General features: G+C 59.4%; 16 protein-coding genes. 5 read left to right on the top strand and 11 right to left on the bottom strand.

What is annotated here, in order from left to right:
• Positions 1 to 114: 114 nt before the first annotated feature.
• The 3 genes from JFU11_RS27565 to JFU11_RS27555 all read right to left on the bottom strand — a co-directional run bounded on the left by JFU11_RS27565 (position 115) and on the right by JFU11_RS27555 (position 4,587).
• Entirely contained in the window at positions 115 to 1,248 is a 1,134-nt protein-coding gene (locus JFU11_RS27565) for an ABC transporter substrate-binding protein (RefSeq protein WP_052965919.1), read from the bottom strand.
• Positions 1,249 to 1,611: 363 nt separating this feature from the next.
• Positions 1,612 to 2,895: an FAD-binding oxidoreductase gene (locus tag JFU11_RS27560; RefSeq protein ID WP_123721477.1), complete on the bottom strand. Its 1,284-nt coding sequence runs from the start codon at positions 2,893 to 2,895 to the stop codon at positions 1,612 to 1,614.
• A 201-nt stretch (positions 2,896 to 3,096) separates the two neighbouring features.
• On the bottom strand, positions 3,097 to 4,587 hold the full coding sequence (locus JFU11_RS27555) for an aldehyde dehydrogenase family protein (RefSeq protein ID WP_052965922.1): 1,491 nt from the start codon (positions 4,585 to 4,587) through the stop codon (positions 3,097 to 3,099).
• A gap of 184 nt (positions 4,588 to 4,771) precedes the next feature.
• Here JFU11_RS27555 and JFU11_RS27550 point away from each other — a divergent pair, with 184 nt between their 5' ends.
• From JFU11_RS27550 to nadE, 3 genes are all read left to right on the top strand, one after another.
• Positions 4,772 to 5,680, top strand: coding sequence for a LysR family transcriptional regulator (locus JFU11_RS27550; RefSeq protein ID WP_201121418.1), 909 nt, complete (start codon positions 4,772 to 4,774; stop codon positions 5,678 to 5,680).
• Positions 5,681 to 5,814: 134 nt separating this feature from the next.
• Positions 5,815 to 7,041, top strand: a complete 1,227-nt coding sequence (gene pncB / locus JFU11_RS27545) for a nicotinate phosphoribosyltransferase (RefSeq protein ID WP_123721479.1) — start codon at positions 5,815 to 5,817, stop codon at positions 7,039 to 7,041.
• Positions 7,042 to 7,045: 4 nt separating this feature from the next.
• Positions 7,046 to 7,873 carry an ammonia-dependent NAD(+) synthetase gene (nadE, locus tag JFU11_RS27540; protein ID WP_201062721.1) on the top strand — a complete coding sequence of 276 codons (828 nt, stop codon included), beginning with the start codon at positions 7,046 to 7,048 and terminating at the stop codon, positions 7,871 to 7,873.
• Between the two features lie 192 nt (positions 7,874 to 8,065).
• On the opposite strand, the gene azu is transcribed toward nadE, so the two are convergent.
• Positions 8,066 to 8,512, bottom strand: coding sequence for an azurin (azu, locus tag JFU11_RS27535; RefSeq protein WP_201062720.1), 447 nt, complete (start codon positions 8,510 to 8,512; stop codon positions 8,066 to 8,068).
• A 344-nt stretch (positions 8,513 to 8,856) separates the two neighbouring features.
• On the opposite strand from azu, the gene JFU11_RS27530 reads away from it, so the two are divergent.
• Together JFU11_RS27530 and JFU11_RS27525 are read left to right on the top strand one after the other, a co-directional pair.
• Entirely contained in the window at positions 8,857 to 9,444 is a 588-nt protein-coding gene (locus tag JFU11_RS27530) for a TIGR00730 family Rossman fold protein (RefSeq protein ID WP_123721483.1), read from the top strand.
• A gap of 68 nt (positions 9,445 to 9,512) precedes the next feature.
• Positions 9,513 to 9,701, top strand: a complete 189-nt coding sequence (locus JFU11_RS27525; RefSeq protein ID WP_007902706.1) for a hypothetical protein — start codon at positions 9,513 to 9,515, stop codon at positions 9,699 to 9,701.
• 219 nt (positions 9,702 to 9,920) lie between these two features.
• Here JFU11_RS27525 and JFU11_RS27520 read toward each other — a convergent pair whose 3' ends face one another.
• The 7 genes from JFU11_RS27520 to JFU11_RS27490 form a co-directional block, all read right to left on the bottom strand.
• Entirely contained in the window at positions 9,921 to 10,811 is an 891-nt protein-coding gene (locus JFU11_RS27520; protein WP_201062719.1) for a transglutaminase family protein, read from the bottom strand.
• Positions 10,811 to 13,297 carry a circularly permuted type 2 ATP-grasp protein gene (locus tag JFU11_RS27515; protein ID WP_201062718.1) on the bottom strand — a complete coding sequence of 829 codons (2,487 nt, stop codon included), beginning with the start codon at positions 13,295 to 13,297 and terminating at the stop codon, positions 10,811 to 10,813. The genes JFU11_RS27520 and JFU11_RS27515 overlap by 1 nt, the downstream gene beginning before the upstream one ends.
• A gap of 88 nt (positions 13,298 to 13,385) precedes the next feature.
• Positions 13,386 to 16,661 (bottom strand): transglutaminase family protein, encoded by a 3,276-nt coding sequence (locus tag JFU11_RS27510; protein WP_201062717.1) that lies wholly within the window; start codon positions 16,659 to 16,661, stop codon positions 13,386 to 13,388.
• A 175-nt stretch (positions 16,662 to 16,836) separates the two neighbouring features.
• Positions 16,837 to 17,295 (bottom strand): hypothetical protein, encoded by a 459-nt coding sequence (locus tag JFU11_RS27505; protein ID WP_201062716.1) that lies wholly within the window; start codon positions 17,293 to 17,295, stop codon positions 16,837 to 16,839.
• Positions 17,296 to 17,757: a hypothetical protein gene (locus JFU11_RS27500; RefSeq protein WP_201062715.1), complete on the bottom strand. Its 462-nt coding sequence runs from the start codon at positions 17,755 to 17,757 to the stop codon at positions 17,296 to 17,298.
• Positions 17,757 to 18,674: a hypothetical protein gene (locus JFU11_RS27495; RefSeq protein ID WP_052965940.1), complete on the bottom strand. Its 918-nt coding sequence runs from the start codon at positions 18,672 to 18,674 to the stop codon at positions 17,757 to 17,759. The genes JFU11_RS27500 and JFU11_RS27495 overlap by 1 nt, the downstream gene beginning before the upstream one ends.
• Before the next feature lie 213 nt (positions 18,675 to 18,887).
• A complete protein-coding gene (locus tag JFU11_RS27490) occupies positions 18,888 to 21,191 on the bottom strand; it encodes a YgiQ family radical SAM protein (RefSeq protein WP_123721490.1) in 2,304 nt (767 codons plus the stop codon).
• Positions 21,192 to 21,375 lie beyond the last annotated feature (184 nt).

Here is a 21,375-nt window from a genome sequence, read left to right as displayed (position 1 = left end):
TTCAGCCGCCGACGCAACACGGTTGTATGCAGCTCTACGAGAAAAGACAGGTACAGCACGGACATGTTCTTTGATTACCCGGCGCACAAGACGCCGGGCAATCAGCCAGTCATATCACTTCTGTTTTTCCAGCTGGTGGTATTTGCCATCCTTATCCCACTGGTAAACCACGTAGTCGGAGACTTTCAGGTCGCCCTTGGCGTCCCAGGTCTTCTCGCCCATCACGGTTTTGACCGGATTTTTCTTCAGCCACTCGGCGGCTTTCTCGCCATTGTTGGATTTGGAGCCATTGAAGGCTGCAGCCAGAGCCTGGACCGAAGCATAGGCGTACAGGGTGTAGCCTTCAGGCTCGGTGCCTTTCTTGCGGAACTCGTCCACTACAGTCTTGCTGTCTGGCAGCAGGCGTGGGTCGGCACCAAAGGTCATCAGCACGCCGTCAACGAATTGCGGACCGCCAGCGGTGGTCACCAGTTCGTCGGTTACGATACCGTCATCGGACATGAACTTGACGTCTTTGAGACCTTGCTCACGCAGTTGACGAACCAGAGGACCGGCTTCCGGGTGCAGGCCACCGAAGTAAACGACGTCGGCGCCAGCGCCGCGGATTTTGGTGACGATGGTGCTGAAATCTTTTTCGCCACGGGTCAGGCCTTCGTACAGGACCGGCGTCACGCCACGCTTGGCCAACTGAGCCTTGGTAGCATCCGCCAGACCTTGACCGTAGGTGTCCTTGTCGTGCAGAACCACGACTTTCTTGCCCTTGAGCACGTCGACGATGTAATCGCCGGCCACAATGCCTTGCTGGTCGTCACGCCCGCACATACGGAACATGGCACTCAGGCCGCGCTCGGTAACAGCCGGGTTGGTGGAACCTGGAGTGATCGCGATGATGCCTGCTTCGTCGTAGATCTCGGAGGCCGGGATGGTCGATGAGGAGCAGAAGTGACCGACTACGCCAGCGACTTTCTGGTTGGTCAGGTCCTTGGCGACCGTCACAGCCTGTTTCGGTTCGCAGGCGTCATCGCCTTTGACCAGTACGATTTTTTCCCCGTTGACACCGCCAGAGGCGTTGACTGCATCAGCCGCTGCCTGCGCACCCTTCATGTACTGCTCGCCAAATGCCGCGTTGGCGCCCGTCATTGGACCCGCTACGCCGATCTTGATGTCAGCCTGAGCAAACGCAGAAACACCCAACGCAGTTGCCACTGCGAGGGCCAGAAAGCCTTTCTTGTAAAACGTCTGGGACATGAGGTGGTGCTCCAAGGTTTTTTTTAGTTGGCACTGCGACTTCACTGAATGCTCAGAGCAAGGGCCGTGCCATCGGTTTTTTATTCTGGGAAAAGTCGCTGCCTTATTGTTTTTTCGACTGTTTCGGGCCCATTTTCATTGGGCGTGCAACCGTCTAAACCGCGGGAGGTGAAACCATTTATTTTTAAAGGCGCAACCCACGCGCGCCATCATTGCAACCGCAGCGCCAAACGATGTGCAACCAGCCTGTAACAGCTCGCGTCACCGAACTGCACACTGCTGGTGCGCAACTGCTACAACCCGCACCATTACAGGCTAGCCGCTTCGCTGAAAAGCGCCGCTTCCAGCAACATATTTCAACAATCAGATGACGATCCGCAGGCACTGGCCCGCGTGATACAACGAAAATCCGGCCTCATACAGGCAGCTTCTCAGCCCCACACCTGCCAATGGCTGCATGGGCGCGAAGGGAATCGGCAGGGCTTGAGGATCTCCATTACACAAATAATCGGCAAAGGCTTTGCCGACCACTGTACCGGTCGTCACGCCTCGACCGTTGTAGCCGGTGACGGCCACCAGACCCGGTGCCGGCTCGAACAGGCGCATCAAATGATCCGGGGTGAAGGCGATGCAACCGGTCCAGGTGCATTCCCACTCCACCGGTTTCAGGTACGGGAAGTAATGCTGCTGAACCCGGTCGGCCCAGGCTTTCAGGAACCAGGTCGGTTTCTGGTTGCCGTTGCCGAGACTGCCGAGCAACAGACGACCGTCCTTGTCCCGCCGAATACTACTGAGCACCTGCCGGGTGTCCCAAGAACCCTGGCCGCCGGGAAGAATCTGTTGCGCGGCGTCTTCGGTCAGCGGCACCGAGGCCACTTGATAGTAATAACCGGGGAAGAAATTGCGCCGCAGCTCCGTCCAGTCACCTTCGGTATAAGCGTTGGAGGCGATGACCACCTGCTCGGCCAGCACCGAGCCTTGGGCGGTTTGCACCGACCAGCGCTGGCCCTGACGTTCAAGTCGGGTCACCGGGGAATGATCGAATAGCTGACCGCCGAGGCTGATGGCCGCGTTGGCCAGCCCCGTGGTGTAGGCCATCGGGTTGAGTGTGCCGGCACGCCGATCAAGCAACGCGGCGGCGATTTTTTTGGTGCCCGTTGCTTGTTCGCAGGCTTGACCGGTCAACAGCTCAACCGGTGCGCCACGACGTTTCCATTGTTCTTCGCGACTGCGCAGATCCGCTTCACCACGCGCGTTGTGCGCCATGTGCAGCGTGCCTTCGCGGCGTAACTGGCAATCGATGTTGTATTTGTCGACCAGGCTGAACACCAGAGACGGCGCCGCACCCAGCATGCGGTTGAGTTGACTGCCAACCGACTCGCCGAAACCGGCTTCGATTTCATCCGGTGGAATCCACATCCCGGCGTTGACCAGCCCGACGTTACGCCCCGAACCGCCATGCCCGGCGCGATGCGCTTCCAGCACACAGACACTTTTACCCTGTTCCAGCAGATGCACCGCCGCCGACAGACCGGTGAAACCGGCACCGATGACGCAGACATCCACCCTGACTTCGCCCTGGAGCAACCCGTTGTCGGGCCTTTGCGGCGTCAGTTTTTCCCACAGACACTCTTCGCGTAACGGCATTGCCAGACTCCAACAGAAACCTAACCAACACACCATTCAATGTGGAAAATTCTATGTGGTGAGGGGGCTTGTCGGAACGCCGCATCGCCCCGTTCGGCTGCGAAACAGTCGTAAAATGCCGGGGCCGCTTCGCGCCCCAACGGGGGCAAGCCCCCTCGCCACATAGCTCGCTCCCACAGGGGATCACTGCTTGACTCAACCTCAGTCGAACGTAATCCCCTGAGCCAACGGCAATTCCAGCGAATAGTTCACGGTATTGGTCTGACGGCGCATGTACCCGCGCCATGCATCCGAACCGGATTCACGACCACCGCCCGTTTCCTTCTCGCCGCCAAACGCGCCGCCGATCTCTGCGCCGCTCGGGCCGATGTTGACGTTGGCGATGCCGCAATCGCTGCCCACAGCGGACATGAACTGCTCGGCTTCACGCACATCAGTGGTGAAGATGCACGACGACAGGCCTTGTGGCACGGCGTTGTTCAGGCGCAGCGCCTCTTCAAAATCGTTGTAACCGATCACGTACAGAATCGGTGCGAAGGTTTCGCTGCACACCACATCGCTCTGCTCCGGCATTTCGACGATGGCGGGCGAAACGTAGTAAGCGTTGGGGAATTTATCTTCCAGCTGACGCTTGCCGCCGAATACGCGGCCGCCTTCGCTCAAGGCCTGCTCCAGCGCGTCCTGCATGTTTTCGAAGCTGTGTTTGTCGATCAGCGGCCCGACCAGATTGCCTTCCAGCGGATGGCCGATGCGCACCTTGGAGTAAGCGGCTTTGAGGCGGGTGATGATTTCTTCCTTCACCGACTCATGGGCGATCAGGCGACGCAACGTGGTGCAACGCTGTCCGGCAGTGCCGACGGCGCTGAACAGAATCGCCCGTACGGCCATGTCCAGATCGGCGCTCGGGCCGAGGATCATCGCGTTGTTGCCGCCCAGCTCGAGAATGCTGCGGGCAAAACGTGCAGCGATTTTCGGCGCCACTTCGCGGCCCATGCGGGTGCTGCCGGTAGCGCTGACCAGCGCGACACGCGGGTCATCGACCAAGGCTTCGCCAGCATCGCGACCACCGATGATCACTTGGCTCAGGTGCGGTGGGGCGTCGCTGAAATTCTTCAAGACGCGGTCGAACAACGCTTGGCAGGCCAACGCGGTCAGCGGGGTTTTCTCCGACGGTTTCCAGATCACCGGGTTGCCGCAGACCAGCGCCAGCGTCGCGTTCCAGGCCCAAACGGCGACCGGGAAGTTGAACGCACTGATCACGCCGACGACGCCCAGCGGGTGCCAGGTTTCGCGCATGTGGTGGCCAGGACGCTCGGAGGCGATGGTCAAACCGTACAGCTGACGGGACAGACCGACCGCGAAGTCGCAGATGTCGATCATTTCCTGAACTTCACCCAAACCTTCCTGAGTGATCTTGCCAGCTTCCCAGGACACCAGCTCACCGAGGTCGGCTTTGTACTCGCGCAGGATGTCGCCCAATTGGCGCACCAATTCGCCACGGCGCGGCGCCGGAACCTTGCGCCACAGTTCGAACGCATGATCTGCGCGACTGATGTGCTGCTCGACTTCAGCGGCGCCTTCCCAGTTCACGGCAGCGATACGGCTGCCATCGATAGGCGAATGCACCGGCACTTTGCCGTTCTGATACAGGGCCGGGTTCACACCAAGACGATCAAGCAATGCGGCAACCATGGGTCACTCCTCAAGCAAAAAACAGAAGACGTTCAGCCGGATTTATTCGACTGATCAGACCTGTAGTTTTAGCTCTCTGGAGGTTACCCAACAAACGACCTTTAAGAGAGATATCATTCCGTTTATTCATGCTGCGAATCTGCCGGTAAAAAAGAGCATAGAGAAACAAGAAAAAGGACCACCCATGCTGAATAAACGCTACTTGCCGTCGATCACCGCGTTGCAGTGCTTCGAGGCCGTGACCCGGCATTTGAGCTTCACCCGTGCCGCCGAAGAGCTGAACCTGACGCAGAGCGCCGTGAGCAAACAGGTCGCGCAACTCGAAGAATTGCTGCAACACCTGTTGTTCCGCCGGGTGCGTCGACGCCTGCAAATGACCCCCGCCGGCGATTTGTACCTGGTGGAGGTACGAAAAATCCTCACCCAAGTCGAAATGTCGACCCATTACCTGCGCTCCTACGGCGGTGATACCGAAGTCTTGCGCGTCTCGACGCCTCCGACCTTCGGTGCGCGCTGGCTGGTGCCGCGCTTGAAAGGCTGGCGCCTGCGACATCCGTCGATCCATCTGGACCTGTGCAGCGAGCAAGAAGCCGATGATCTGCTGCAAGGTCGCAGCGACCTGGCGTTCTACTTTGGCCAAGGCTCTCGGCCCGGCACCGAATGCCTGAAGCTGTTTGGCGAGGAACTGGTACCGGTCTGCGCGCCGGGCAGCCTGCCGGACACACCGTTCACCGACCCCACGCAACTCACCGACCTGGTCCTGCTGCAAAATGCTTCCCGGCCTCAGGCCTGGCACGACTGGTTCGACAGCCAGGGCTACCACACCGAACACAGCTACCACGGCCCGCGTTTCGAAACCTTCTACATGTGCATTCGCGCCGCCCAGGTCGGCTGCGGCGTAGCGCTGCTGCCGAAGTTTCTGGTGGAGGAGGAATTGGCCGACGGCAAACTGGTCATTCCCTGGAAGCATGCGATGCCCAGCACCGACGCCTATTACCTGGCGTATCCGGAGCATTCGGCGGAAGTACCCAAGGTGCGGGATTTTGTGAAGTGGATGCTGGAGCAGATAGATAGTCCCACATCTAACGATTAACTCTGTGTAGGAGGCAATTCGCGCTGATACAAAAATCGCTGGCAATACCTGCCGCTGATATGCGCCACTAGCCCCATTCATTGAAACAGCTGCAACGTCGCTGCCACGGGCCGCGGCCAGCCTGGAGACCCCTTATGAGCGAGAGTGTGTTTGCCGATCGCATCGTGCAGAACCTGCTCGACACCGACTTCTACAAACTGACGATGATGCAGGCGGTGCTGCACAACTACCCTAATGTGGAAGTCGAATGGGAGTTTCGTTGCCGTAACAGTGAGGATTTGCGCCCGTACCTGGCGGAGATCCGTTTCCAGATCGAGCGCCTGGCCGAGTTGAGCCTGAGTGCCGATCAGTTGAGTTTCCTGGAACGCATCAGCTTTCTGAAACCGGATTTCCTGCGTTTTCTCGGGCTGTTCCGCTTCAACCTGCGCTATATCCACACCGGCATTGAAAACGGCGAGTTGTTCATCCGTCTGCGCGGGCCGTGGCTGCACGTGATTCTGTTCGAAGTGCCGCTGCTGGCCATGGTCAGCGAAGTACGCAACCGCTATCGCTACCGGGAAATCATTCTGGAACAGGCCCGCGAACAGCTCTATCGCAAGTTCGACTGGCTGACCGCCAACGCCAGCGCGGACGAATTGTCCGAGTTGCAAGTAGCCGATTTCGGTACCCGCCGTCGCTTCTCGTACCGTGTACAAGAAGAAGTGGTGAACGTGCTCAAGCATGACTTCCCCGGTCGCTTCGTCGGTACCAGCAACGTGCACTTGTCCCGGGAGCTGGACATGAAGCCGCTGGGCACCATGGCCCACGAATGGATCATGGCCCACCAGCAACTCGGTCCGCGGCTGATCGACAGCCAGATTGCCGCCCTCGACTGTTGGGTCCGAGAATACCGGGGATTGCTGGGAATCGCCCTGACCGACTGCATCACCTCCGATGCCTTCCTCAACGATTTCGACCTGTTCTTTGCCAAGCTCTTCGACGGCTTGCGCCACGATTCCGGTGACCCGGTGCAGTGGGCGGAAAAAGCCATCGCCCACTATCACAAGCTTGGCATCGACCCGATGAGCAAGACCCTGGTGTTTTCCGACAGTCTGACGCTGCCCAAGTCTCTGGAGATTTTTCGGGCATTGCACGGTCGGATCAATGTCAGCTTCGGCATCGGCACCAACCTGACCTGCGATATTCCGGGTGTCGAACCGATGAGCATCGTGCTTAAAATGACGGCCTGCAACGGCCAGCCGGTGGCCAAGATTTCTGATGAGCCTGGCAAGACTCACTGCAAAGACCCGAATTTCGTCGCCTATTTGCGACATGTTTTCCAAGTACCTGCCGCCATTTCCAGCCCATCTAGCAAGGAGTGAATTCATGCAAGCCGTACAGCGTGAGATTGCTGAACAGCTCAAGGTCCAACCGCCCTTCGCGGACCAACTCGCCCTCGAGGCTGAAGTTGCCCGGCGGATTACCTTCATTCAGGACTGCCTGGTCAATGCCGGGCTCAAGACGTTGGTGCTGGGCATCAGCGGCGGCGTCGACTCCCTGACCGCTGGCCTGCTGGCCCAGCGCGCCATGCGTGAACTGCGCGAGCGCACTGGTGATGCCAGATACAAGTTCATCGCCGTGCGCCTGCCTTATGGCGTCCAGTTCGACGAACATGATGCCCAGGCCTCAGTGGACTTCATTGCCCCCGATGAGCGCCACACCGTAAACATCGGCCCGGCGGTCAAATCCCTGGCCAGCGAAGTGGCGGCCTTCGAGGGCAAGGAGGCGGTGCAGAAGGATTTCGTGCTGGGCAACACCAAGGCGCGGATGCGCATGGTCGCGCAATACACCATCGCTGGGGCGGCTCACGGCCTGGTGATCGGCACCGATCACGCGGCAGAAGCGGTAATGGGCTTCTTCACCAAGTTCGGCGACGGCGCCTGCGACCTCGCACCGCTGAGCGGCCTGGTGAAAAATCAGGTCCGAGCGATTGCCCGCAGCTTCGGCGCGCCGGAGTCGCTGGTGGAAAAAATCCCGACCGCCGACCTCGAAGACCTGTCGCCGGGCAAACCGGACGAAGCGTCCCACGGCGTGACCTACGCCGAGATCGACGCATTCCTGCACGGCGAGCCGGTGCGTGAGGAAGCGTTCAAGATCATCTGCGACACGTACAAAAAGACCCAGCACAAGCGCGTGATGCCGTTTGCGCCGTGAGGACTTTGGTGCCTGTGCTGACGCCTTCGCGGGCAAGCCTCGCTCCTACAGATTTTGTGTCGGTCGCCGGTAATGGGCACGACGCAAATCCTGTGGGAGCGTGGCTTGCCCGCGAAGAACGATGACGACGGTCAACCGTCAGACACAAAAAAAGCGTCCCTGGCGGACGCTTTTTTTATGCGCTTGATTCGATTACTTCAGAGTAACCGTACCTTTCATCATCGAGATGTGGCCCGGGAACGAGCAGAAGAAACCGTACTTTTCAGCAGCATTGAGCTTCGACACGTCGAAAGTCACCGAGTCGGTTTCCTTCGCGCCGATGACTTTGGTGTGAGCGATGACGCGAGCATCACCCTCTTTCAGGTAGTTCTTGTCGATACCTGCCGCCAGGCCGTCGGTGGCGATCGGCTGCATGTCGGCTTCTTTGCTCAGCACCCAGTTATGACCCATGACGTTTTTTGGCAGGCTGCCAGAATGTTTCAGCTCCACGGTGAACGTCTTGCAGCTCTTGTCGATGGTGATGTCCTTGGTATCGAAGGACATCTGGTCAGTGGAGTCGACAGTGACCTTGCATTCCGCAGCCATCAATTGGCTGCTGGCCAGTGTCAGCAGGGATACCGCAACAAGTTTGGCAAACATGGTGAATCTCCAAGGCAGGGTTAACAAAAGTGCTAATGGACAGAAGACTGCCTGAAATCTTCGCAAGTTCCTATGACCTGAATCAAAAATTGTATACAACTTTCGGGCTATGACACTCATCGAAACAATCTACCAGCCAGACGTCTGGCACGGCCCTATCATCAGGACCGTCATCTCTCATCTGGAGCGCCTGTCATGTCTTTCAACAGTTTATTGAGCAGTTTGCTCGCCGCTTATGCCTGTGGCGCCAGCGGTACCTGTGAAACACCTGAACACGAGGTTTAACCCTTGGAACGAGGCAAGCCTGCCTTTACTCTGTGGCCCTGATGACCATGGAGTAAGGCATGTCTTTAGCGTCCGTTTGTGTATTTTGCGGTGCCAGCACTGGCACTGACCCGGCTTATCGTGAAGCGGCTGTCGCCCTGGGGCGAGCATTGGCCGAGCGCAAGCTGACTCTGGTCTATGGCGGCGGCGCCGTCGGGCTGATGGGGATCGTTGCCGATGCCGCGCTGGCGGCCGGCGGTGAAGTGATCGGGATCATCCCGCAGAGCCTCAAAGACAAGGAAATCGGCCACAGCGGCCTGACTCGCCTGGAAGTGGTCGACGGCATGCATGCACGCAAGGCGCGAATGGCCGAGCTCAGCGATGCCTTCATTGCTCTGCCCGGCGGCCTGGGCACACTGGAAGAGCTGTTCGAAGTCTGGACCTGGGGTCAGCTCGGCTATCACGGGAAACCGCTGGGTTTGCTGGAAGTAAACGGTTTCTACAGCAAGTTGACGTCTTTTCTTGATCATATCGTCGGCGAAGGCTTCGTTCGCGAAGCGCACCGTGACATGCTGCAAATGAGCGAATCGCCGCAAACCCTGCTCGATGCACTGGACGCCTGGCAACCCTCGGTACCGCCAAAATGGACCGAGCAAAAACCCAGCTAACGGCTCGGCATCGATACAGGGCAGAATATGCGCCGCTCAACCTCACCTTCGACCCCAGAGGATCGCCCATGGCTAAACCTAATTATTCCTTCGCCAAACGTCAGAGAGACTTGGCCAAGGAGCAGAAGAAAGAGGAAAAGCTTCAGCGCAAGAAAGCTACAGCTGAAGAAGAAGCAGCAGCACTGAACCCGGATACCGAAGGCGAAGTGGCTACAGACGAAACTGAAGCACCGAAAGATCAGGCGCCCGACGCCTGAGACCCTCAGGGCCCGATGATCTGATCAGGCCCACCGGATCTGTGTCCAGGGTCAGCAACGATGTTGCTGACCCTCACAGGCCAATCTGAAATCCCTCTCTAAAAAATTGCACATTCCCTGTGGGAGCGGGCTTGCTCGCGAAAGCGGCGGCACATCCAACATCTATGTGGCCGACTGGCCGCTATCGCGAGCAGGCTCGCTCCCACAATTTGATCTCAGTTACTCCAATGGCATTACTGTGACCCGTACCTCGGGGTCGTGGCTGCCACCGCCCAGGATCACTCCACGCAACGGCGACACATCGGAAAAATCCCGGCCCCAGGCCAGGGTGATGTGCTCCAGCGCCGGTTGCACATTGTTGGTCGGGTCGAAATCCACCCAACCCAGCACCGGGCAAAATACCGACACCCAGGCATGGGACGCATCGGCGCCTATCAGCCGTGGCTGGCCCGGTGGTGGCTGGGTCAGCAAGTAGCCGCTGATATACCGCGCCGCTAATCCACGGGAGCGCACACAAGCAAGCATCAAGTGCGCAAAGTCCTGGCAAACGCCGCGCCGCCTCTCCAGCACTTCCACCAGCGGCGTCGCCACTTGGGTCGCTTCGGCGTCGAAGGTGAATTCGCTGAAGATTTTCTCCATCAACGCCTGAACCCCCAGCAGCAATGGCCGGCCAGGAGAAAAGCAACTTTCCGAGAACTCGACGAAGTTGCGCTTCAAATGCACGTAAGGCGATTCGAACCGATAACGGCACGCTTCAAGTATCTCGGATGACAGCGGCTGACTGCTGTAGGTCAGCGCATTGCAAGTTTCTTCCCAGGCTGGCGATTGATTGAAGTCCAACGATGGTCGGGCCAGCACTTCGACCGTCAGGCTGGCGTTGACCAGCAACTCATCGTGCGGCCGCTCGAATGCCAGCCGGGTCAGCGGATTACCAAACACGTCCAGCTCATCCCGGCGCGAGGTCGGATCGGGACTGATCTGCAATTGCTGATCGGTGCAGCGCTGCCAAACGCAAGCCCGCGGCCACAGATGCGCCAATTGCTGGGCCAGGGATACCGGGCTGTCATAGTGATAATGGGTGTCGTGGAAAATCTGGTAATGGGCATTCATCAGACGGACACCGTACGTTGGCTGACATCATCGACATGGGCGAAATGGCGCAAGGCCAGGCGATCCGATACTTGTCCGCTGGCATCGGCGATCTCCTGCAACAGATCGGCCAGCCCCTCTATGGCGGCGCGAACACTGGCCTCGCCAAACAGTGAGTTTTCCAGGCAACCCAGATCGAAGCGCGCCAGCCGCTCCACCAACTGCGGCAGACCTGTTTCGCGCGGCGCACCAAAGTCATCGTTCAAGCGCTTCAACGTGCGGGTCACCAGTTTCAACTGGAACAACACCGCGTGAGGGTTCTGCTCGTCGAGCAACAACAGGTCCAGCACCGGGATCAATTGCGCCACCGCCAGATACCGCGAGCGGTAGGTGATGCTGCTGTTGCCCAACTCCAGCAGCCACTCCAGCCCGGCCTGATCGAAAGTCCCGGCGCCACGCAGAAACGCCGCCAGGCTGCCGCTGAGAAATTGCAGCCGCTCGATCCGTCGTCCGATCATCAGGAAACGCCAGCCTTCGTCCCGGGTCATGTCGTCGAGGGCAAAACCGGACAGCGCCGCCAGCGACATCACCAATCGGTTGAGGAAATCCAGCAGCTCGCCGAAATCCGGTTCTTCGGTTTCCAGTTCCATGGCTTCGCGCTGCAATTCCACCAGCGCTTGCCAGTTCTCTCGCGAGAGCTTCCCGCGTACTTGCGACGCCGCCCACTGCAAGCGTTGCAGATTGGAGCGCAGGCTGAACGGCCAATCATCACCGAGCAGCGCAGCCAACAATCGCTCTGGCAACTCGCCCTCCTCCGGCAACAGATTCAGACGCTCACCGAGATCGACTGCCGCCTCCAGGGCTTGCGGGTCATCGCCATCGACATAGCGCGCGAGCATGATGCGCAGCAGCCGCGCGCTGTCATCGCAGCGCTCGCAGTAACGGCCGAACCAGAACAGGTTCTCGACCACCCGTGATGGCAGATACGGATCGCGTCGCACCAGATCGTGAACGCCAATATTGCGCTGGGCTTTCCATTGTTCGCCGCTGGGCGGGCGATCGCCCAACACCCAAGTGTCCTTGCTGGCGCCGCCGCGCTGCATCGACACCACTTCGGCGTCGGCTTCGGCGGCAACCCGGGCCAGCCCGCCGGGCAGTACTCGATAGCCGTCCCGACTGGCCACCGCATACACGCGCATGCCAATGGCCCGCGGTTGCAACTGACCACATTCGGCCTGCCAGATCGGCGCTTGGGACAGTTGCGCCAATTCTTGCGCAACATAGGCGTAAGGCCGTGCCTGCATGCGCTCAGCCAAGGCTTGACGCTGTTTTTCACTCAAATCACCACCAAACACCGGGGCGAAGCTCTGCGACGGAAACGCCGGTTTGATCAACAGCTCCGGCAGTTTTTCGAGGGCTTGGGCCAGCACCGGCGCTTCACCGCACCACCAAGTCGCGATAGACGGCAGGATCAGCTCTTCACCGAACAGATACTGATTAATCTTCGGCAGGAAACCCAGCAACCCTGGCGACTCCAGCACGCCGCTGCCGAGGGCATTGGCCACCAGCACCCGACCCTGACGCACAGCTTCGAGCAGCCCCGGCACGCCGAGGGCCGAGTCGGTGCGCAGCTCCAGGGGGTCGCAGAAATCATCGTCGAGCCGACGCATGATCGCGTGAACCCGACGCAGGCCGCTCAAGGTTTTCAGGTAGACCGTGGCATCCCGGACGGTCAGGTCGCCACCCTCCACCAACGGATAACCGAGCTGACGAGCCAGGTACAGATGTTCGAAATAGCTTTCGTTGAAACGCCCCGGCGTCAGCAGCACCACCAGTGGCGCTTCGTCATCGCTCGGCGCCTGACGGGCGAGCGTTTCCTGAAGGGTGCGGAAGAACCCGGCCAGGTGCTGCACCTTCAAATCGCGGTACAACTCGGGGAAGGCTCGGGACACGATGGTGCGGTTTTCCAGCGCGTAACCGGCACCGGATGGCGCTTGAGTCCGATCCGCCGTCACCCACCAGCGACCGTCAGGGGTGCGCGCCAGATCCACGGCGTACAGATGCAAAAAGGTCCCGTCGGGCGGCGAAATGCCCTGACAGGGCCAGAGGAAGTTGTTGTGACCGAACACCAACTCAGCCGGCAGCAGGCCTTCGGCGATCAAGCGCTGAGGGCCGTACAAATCCGCCAGCACAGCATTGAGCAAGCGCGCCCGTTGAGCGATCCCGGCCGATAACTGTTCCCACTCATCGGCGGCAATCACATGGGGCAGCAGGTCCAGCTCCCACGGCCGGTCAGCGCCCTTGGGGTCGGCGTAGACGTTATAGGTCACGCCGTTTTCCTGGATCTGCCGGGTCAGCAGCGCCTGACGCTGCACCAGTTGCGCTGGCGTGCTGCGTTGCAATTGATCGAACAGCCGCCGCCAGTGCGGGCGCACGGCGCCGCTGTCGTCGAGCAGTTCGTGATAAGTGCCCGCGGTCAGCGGGTAGCGGTCAAGCAGGTCAGGCATGGAAAGCTCGGCAGACAGCAAAGAACGGTCAGACTAACGCAGGCTCATGACGCCCGGATATACGAAAAATCCGAGCGTCGCGTACGGTTTAGAAACGTCGCAAATCGAGAGTCATCGGTAGCTCGTCGTTAATTTCCAGATTCGGTATAGGAAGTTTCCCTGGCGTGTGTCCGAGACGGAAAAAACGCGCCATTCGCCGGCTCTCGGCCTCATTGGCGTTCACCGGCAGGCTGTCATAGTTGCGCCCGCCCGGATGAGCGACGTGGTACTGACAACCGCCCAGCGAACGCCCCATCCAGGTGTCGAGCAAGTCGAACACCAGCGGCGCGTGGACCGGGATGGTCGGTTGCAGGCAGTTAGCCGGTTGCCAGGCGCGAAAGCGAACGCCGGCGACGAACTCACCGACCCGCCCCGTGGGTTGCAACGGCACCGGGATGCCGTTGCACGTCAGCAGATAACGCTGAGGCGGCAGGCCGCTGAGCTTGACCTGCAAACGCTCCAGCGACGAATCCACGTAACGCACCGTGCCACCTGCCGCGCCTTCCTCGCCGAGTACATGCCAAGGCTCCAGCGCCTGACGCAATTCCAGTTCGATGCCGCTGACGGCGTAGTCGCCGACCTTGGGAAAACGGAACTCCAGATGCGCCGCGAACCACTCGGCCCGCACGGGGTAACCGGCGGCATTGAGGTCGACGATGACATCGGCGAAATCCTGCTCGATAAAGTGCGGTAACAGGAACCGGTCGTGCAGCTCTGTGCCCCAGCGCGCCAGTTTCGGCGGCGCATAAGGCTCACGCCAGAACCGCGCCACCAGCGCTCGCAGCAACAATTGCTGAGCCAGGCTCATGCGCGCATGGGGCGGCATTTCAAAGGCTCGCAGTTCCAGTAACCCGAGGCGCCCGGTGGCGCCGTCCGGCGAATAGAGTTTGTCGATGCAAAATTCGGCGCGGTGGGTGTTGCCGGTCACGTCGATCAGCAAATTGCGCAGCAACCGATCCACCAGCCATGGTGGGCACTCCTCGCCCGGCTTCGGCATCTGTGCGAAGGCGATTTCCAGTTCATACAGCGAATCGTTGCGCGCTTCATCCACCCGTGGCGCCTGGGACGTCGGACCGATGAACAATCCGGAAAACAGGTAGGACAAGGACGGATGGTTATGCCAGTAGCTGATCAGGCTGCGCAGCAGATCGGGACGGCGCAGAAACGGTGAGTCCACCGGGGTCGCGCCACCCAATACGAAATGGTTGCCGCCGCCGGTGCCGGTGTGCCGGCCGTCGATCATGAACTTCTCGGTGGTGAGTCGAGTCTGGCGCGCCTCTTCGTAAAGAAACTCGGTGCGCTCCACCAACTCATCCCAGGTGGCGGACGGCTGGACGTTGACCTCGATCACCCCCGGATCGGGAGTAATGCGGAAGTTGCTCAGGCGCGGATCACTCGGCGGTTCATAGCCTTCCAGCAACACCGGGCAATGCAATTCCTCGGCGGTGGCTTCGATGGCGGCGACCAGTTCCAGATAGTCCTCGACCCGCTCCAGTGGCGGCATGAACAGGTACAACCGGCCTTCTCGCGCTTCGGCGCAGAATGCGGTGCGGGTCAGCCAGTCGGCGGACTCGTCGATCTTTGGTGTACGCTCGTCGGCGGCTTGTGGTTGAGCGTGATTCTGTAGCTGGTCGGTGCCCGGCAGCTCAGGGAAATCCTGATTCGGGTCGACAGGGTGAATGAACGGATACTCCGCTGCCTTCACCCAGGGCTGCGAGCCGAGTGGCAAGCGATACCCCAGCGGCGAATCCCCCGGCACCAATCGGCAATGTTCTTCCCGCAGATACCAGCGACCGCTCTGCCACTGATCGCCCTTGGCGGTGCGCGCCAGCGGCAGGACCTGGCCGATCACCTTGTCCAGGCCCTGACTGAAGACTTTGCGCAGACGCGCACGCTCCAAAGGCTCTTCCAGCCGTGAGTCTTCGGCGCTTACGTTCTGCGGCAAAGCGCCTTCGCGCCAGAGGTAATAGAAATTGTCTTCGTAGGCCGGGAACACAAAGCGTGTCGGAATTTTCAAGCGCTCGGCGACACTCGCCAGAAAACGCCCGGCCAACTCGCCATCGGCGCCGTAGTCTTCCTGCTCATCAGCGATCAGCGCGCTGTTGTGCCAGATCGGCACGCCGTCGCGGCGCCAATAGCAGTTCAGCGACCAGCGCGGCAGTTGCTCGCCGGGATACCACTTACCCTGACCGAAATGCACCAGCCCCTTGGGCGCGTAATGCTTGCGCATGCGCTGGAACAGTTCGGCCGACAGCCGACGCTTGTCCGGCCCGAGCGCCGCAGTGTTCCACTCGGCGCCGTCCGGGTCATCGATGGAAACGAAAGTCGGCTCACCGCCCATGGTCAGGCGCACGTCACCTTCGAGCAGGTCGGCATCGATCTGCCGGCCCAATGCCTGAATCGCCAGCCATTGGTCTTCGGTGTAGGGCTTCGTGACCCTCGGCGCTTCCCAAATCCGCTCGACCGACATCTCGTGGGTGAATTCGCACTCGCACGGTTCCACCAAGCCACTGATCGGTGCCGCAGAGGACGGATCGGGACTACACGCCAACGGAATGTGTCCTTCACCGGCAAACAGCCCTGAAGTCGCGTCCAGGCCGATCCAGCCAGCACCGGGTAAATAGACCTCACACCAGGCGTGCAGGTCAGTGAAATCCACTTCGGTGCCCGAGGGGCCGTCGAGGCTTTTGACATCGGCGGTCAACTGAATCAGGTAACCGGACACGAAACGCGCCGCCAGGCCGAGGTTGCGCAGCAATTGCACCAGCAACCACGCCGAGTCGCGGCAGGAACCGGAGGCATGCTCAAGGGTGTGTTCCGGGGTCTGTACGCCCGGTTCCATGCGAATCAGGTAGCCAATGTCTTCGCTGAGGCGCTGGTTGAGCGCGACCAGGAAATCCACGCTCGGTAACGGCGTGCGATCGATGCCCTCCAGATAGGCCTTGAATTTCGGCGTCAGGGGCAAGGTTTCCAGGTACGGCGCCAGCTCTTTGCGCTCATCCGCGGCGTAGGCGAAAGGGATCTTTTCAGCGTAGGGCTCGAGGAAGAAGTCGAACGGATTGAAGACCGCCATCTCCGCCAGCAAGTCGACCTCGATCCGCAGCTCCTCGGTTTTCTCCGGGAACACCAACCGCGCCAGGTAATTGCCCTGGGGATCCTGCTGCCAGTTGATGAAATGCTGCTCGGGCGAGACTTTCAGCGCATAGGACAGTATCCGCGTGCGACTGTGGGCAGCCGGGCGCAGGCGAACGATCTGCGGACCGAGCTCGACGGCGCGGTCGTAGCGATAATGCGTGACGTGGTGCAATGCGACATGAATCGACACGGCGTGCCTCCTGCGAGCCTGGACGTTATCGAAAGCGGCGCAAGACTTATGCCATGCAGGCAGGTCGGACCCTTTCTTCCGTTACTCAAGGCAGTAGAGCACTAAAAGCGCGCATTGCTCGCTTTCGTGCGCGAAGGAGCGCACATAAATGTGGCGGATCGGTGGTTGAGTCGACTCAACGGCGGCGCGATGCCTTGAAGGCTTGCCTGATAAACTCGCGCTGACGGCGGATTTCAACCAGTTGGATGCGCATTTCGCGGTGGCGTTTGCTGTTGAGTAGCAGTAGGCCTAGCAATGGAAAGAGGATGCCTGCTGCATAAACGAATCGATTTGGCCGATAGGCAATAGTCGGCAACACACACAACAGACAGACCACAAAAAGCCCTGCGAACACCCAAACCCAACCCGGTCTGCCGCGTACGACCATAAAGTTGCTATGGACCAGAACCCCTATGCAAATAACAGTGCATACGGCGAAGAATTTCGCTTCGTCTGCCAGTGGAGCGCTCACAAAGAAGTTATCGAGAAGAGCAAAGAGAGCAAGCAAACACGATATTTTCGCCACGAAGATCGCGGCGATAAAGGTTGGGAAGTAGCGCTTCATAAAATTGAGAAAAAACGGATAGTGTTCCACCTAGCGTCCCTTCTTGTTTTTCTGAAGCCCGACGGCAGATTTTGCTGCGATACGCTCATGACGTAATTCAAGCAACTTCTGGCGCATTTCTCGATGGCGTTTGCTATTAAGCAGTAGCAAACCTAGCATCGGAAACAACAACCCAGTCACATAGGCGACGGGATGCGGCTTATAACCATGAGTTGGGAGGACTGTGAGGAAACACACCAAATAGAATACGACGATGGCCCGCACACCCCAGGACCGCCCCCTGATCATGACAAAGTGGCTCAACGCCAAGAGCAAAGACAGCACCAACGCCACAATAAACGAATACTTGCCCCGTTCAGGATCGCCTCGAAAGTAAGTACTTGAGACTAATGAAATCGAAGCAGAAAGAGCAAAACAAGCTAGAAAAAAGGCGCAGATAAAGGTCGGAAAATAGTGAGCAAGGAAAGCGTTCAATGAATACTTGCGATCCATTACTCAACCTCCTCATACAGACCAACAGCAATTGTTCGGAGGTTCCCAGCTAAGCTACTTCCTGTTAAGCCTATGGCCGCCCCCAGAGAGTCGCGAATCTGAGTGACCGTCGCGTGATTGATTTGAGTAGCTGTATAACGCTTTGCAAGCGCCCCTGAACGCTGGCGAAGCTTCAATAGTTTATTTGTCAGGCTCGGGTCTTTTAATGTTAACAATTCTTTGGTCAACGCCTTTCTTTGCTGACGGGTCAGACCTTTAGAAAGCTCGTACCAACTCCTGCCGGTCGAGACCTTCCTGGCCTGCAAGAGCCTCAGGGTGGTTAGAGTAGACGCACCGGCTCCCAGCAATGATGCAGCATCCAGTACCGGCATTGCATAGCGATACCAGTCCTCGCTGTCCATATCATCATTGGCTGATGGGTCGTTGAGTTCGTTGTACGTCCTCGTGCCTCCAACCACACACTGCGCAGTACTCGCGGCAGCAGCTGTTGCTCCAATTGCTGTTACAACCAAGCTGGCACCTGCTGTAAACGGAACTGCAATTGTGCCACTGAAAACCACGATCCAGCCCAGAATGGCACCGGCACAAGATAATGTCGTATTGACTGCCTCCCCCACTAAACGAGATTCACGTGGGTTGTTCTTTACCTGATCAGCAAACTGCGCAGGCGCAATGTACTTCTGCGCCTCGCGCAAAATGATTCGCTTGGGCCTGATACTGCAAATCGGCTTGAACTCGCGCAGGGTCACTACGTTGAATTCGGCGTCGATGTACACCACGCCCGCGCCGACGATTCCGGGATCGGCGTCGATGGCGGCGAACAGGCGTGGCAGGTTGATCTGGCTTTCGATGCGTTGGCGGGCCATGAACTGGGAGGGGCTGTAGTCCATGCCGATACCCGGTAAGGGGGTGTTCATGTGAATCGTCCTTGAAGATCGGGGGTTAGATCTTTATTGCCTGTGCCGCCGTCATCGCGGGCAAGCCCGGCTCCCACAGGGTTTGGCGTCGTATAGGGAAATCGGCTTCCCGGGCAGTCATGAAGTGCGCGTCACCTTAGCAAACAGGCCGCACACTCGCTAGAAAACAAAACGCCAGCACTGAGGCTGGCGTTTTGCGATATGGCGCGGAAGTTAACGCGGCACGACTGGCTTGCGGGCCGGTTTTGGCCCCTTGCCTTTGGCCGCGTCCTTGCGCTCCTTGGCCGCCTGCTGATTGCGGGCAAACGCCGCAGCCTTGGCCTGTTCACGCTTGTCCCACGGGTTGCCGCCATCGCTGGCGCGCGGTGGCAGACCAGTGTGCTGGGTCAGGATCTTGGTGGTCTTTTCCCCTGCCACTTTGTGGCTGCCGGCCGGTGTCGAGTTCTTGCGACGGGCGCTCTGGTAGCTGTCGGTCGCCGGCTGATGCAGCGGGATCAACTGGTTCTTGCCCGGCCCGATCAGGTCGGCGCGGCCCATGCGGGTCAGCGCTTCACGCAGCATCGGCCAGCCTTTCGGGTCGTGATAACGCAAGAACGCCTTGTGCAGGCGACGCTGCTCTTCGCTCTTGACGATGGTAACGGCGTCACTCTTGTAAGTGACCTTGCGCAACGGGTTCTTGCCCGAGTGGTACATAGCGGTAGCGGTAGCCATCGGCGACGGGTAGAACGCCTGCACCTGGTCGGCACGGAAACCGTTGCCCTTGAGCCACAGGGCCAGGTTCATCATGTCTTCGTCGGTGGTACCCGGGTGAGCGGCGATGAAGTACGGAATCAGGTACTGCTCTTTCCCGGCTTCCTTGGTGTACTTCTCGAACATGCGCTTGAACTTGTCATAGCTGCCGATGCCCGGTTTCATCATCTGGTTGAGCGGACCTTCCTCGGTATGTTCCGGGGCGATCTTCAGGTAACCACCAACGTGGTGAGTCACCAGCTCCTTGACGTATTCCGGCGACTCGACCGCGAGGTCGTAACGCAGGCCCGACGCGATCAGGATCTTCTTCACACCCGGCAAGGCACGGGCGCTGCGATAGAGCTGGATCAGCGACGAGTGATCGGTGTTGAGGTTTTCACAGATGCCCGGGAACACGCAGGACGGCTTGCGGCACGCGGATTCGATGACCGGGCTCTTGCAGGCGATGCGGTACATGTTCGCGGTCGGGCCGCCGAGGTCGGAGATCACCCCGGTGAAGCCAGGCACCTTGTCGCGGATCTCTTCGATTTCGCGAATGATCGACTCTTCAGAACGGTTCTGGATGATCCGGCCTTCGTGCTCGGTGATCGAGCAGAACGTACAGCCGCCGAAGCAGCCACGCATGATGTTCACCGAGAAGCGGATCATGTCGTAGGCAGGAATCTTTTCCTTGCCGTACGCAGGGTGCGGAACCCGTGCGTAAGGCATGCCGAACACGTAGTCCATTTCTTCGGTGGTCATCGGAATCGGAGGCGGGTTGAACCAGACGTCCACTTCGCCATGCTTCTGCACCAGCGCACGGGCGTTGCCCGGGTTGGTTTCCAAGTGAAGCACGCGGTTGGCGTGGGCGTAGAGCACCGAGTCGCCACGGACCTTTTCCATCGACGGCAGACGGATGACCGTTTTCTCGCGGGTGAGGCGTGGGTTCGGCAGCAATTGCACGACCTTCGCTTCGTTCGGGTCTTCCGACGGACCTTTTTCCTGCTCGATGGCGCAGGCTTGCGTGTCCTGGGTGTTCACGTACGGGTTGATGATCTTGTCGACCTTGCCCGGACGATCAATGCGCGTGGAGTCGATCTCGAACCAGTCTTTTGGCGTGTCACGACGAATGAACGCGGTGCCGCGCACATCGGTGATGTCTTCGATCTTGTGACCGAACGACAGACGCTGGGCGACTTCGACGATCGCACGCTCGGCGTTGCCGTAGAGCAGGATGTCGGCGCAGGCATCGATCAGGATCGAGTTGCGCACCCGGTCCTGCCAGTAATCGTAGTGGGCGATACGGCGCAGGGAGGCTTCGATGCCACCGAGCACGATCGGGACATTCTTGTAGGCTTCCTTGCAGCGCTGGCTGTAAACCAGGCTCGCACGGTCCGGACGTTTGCCCGCCAGGCCACCGGGGGTGTAGGCGTCGTCGGAACGGATTTTTTTGTCGGCGGTGTAGCGGTTGATCATCGAGTCCATGTTGCCGGCCGCGACGCCGAAGAACAGGTTTGGCTCGCCGAGCTTCATGAAGTCGTCTTTGGACTGCCAGTTCGGCTGCGCAATGATCCCGACGCGGAAGCCCTGGGCCTCCAGCAGTCGGCCGATGATCGCCATGCCGAACGACGGGTGGTCGACGTAGGCATCACCGGTGACGATGATGATGTCGCAGGAATCCCAGCCAAGCTGATCCATCTCCTCCCTGCTCATCGGCAGGAATGGCGCTGGCCCGAAACATTCGGCCCAGTACTTGGGATAGTCAAATAACGGCTTGGCTGCTTGCATGTCGATAACCGGTGTTGGCTTTCATTGAATTTCGCGGGCGCGGAATATAGCACAAAATTTGACCAATTCCGACGGCTATGGTCGGAAATTGCGGCGACCCCATCGCGGGCAAGCCCGCTCCCACAGCTTCGGCGTGACCCCTGTGGGAGCGGGCTTGCCCGCGATGAGGCCCTCTCAGGCGCAA

The organism is Pseudomonas sp. TH37 (assembly GCF_016650735.1).
Lineage (GTDB): Bacteria > Pseudomonadota > Gammaproteobacteria > Pseudomonadales > Pseudomonadaceae > Aquipseudomonas > Aquipseudomonas farris.
This window is presented reverse-complemented; position numbering and strand designations above follow the sequence as displayed.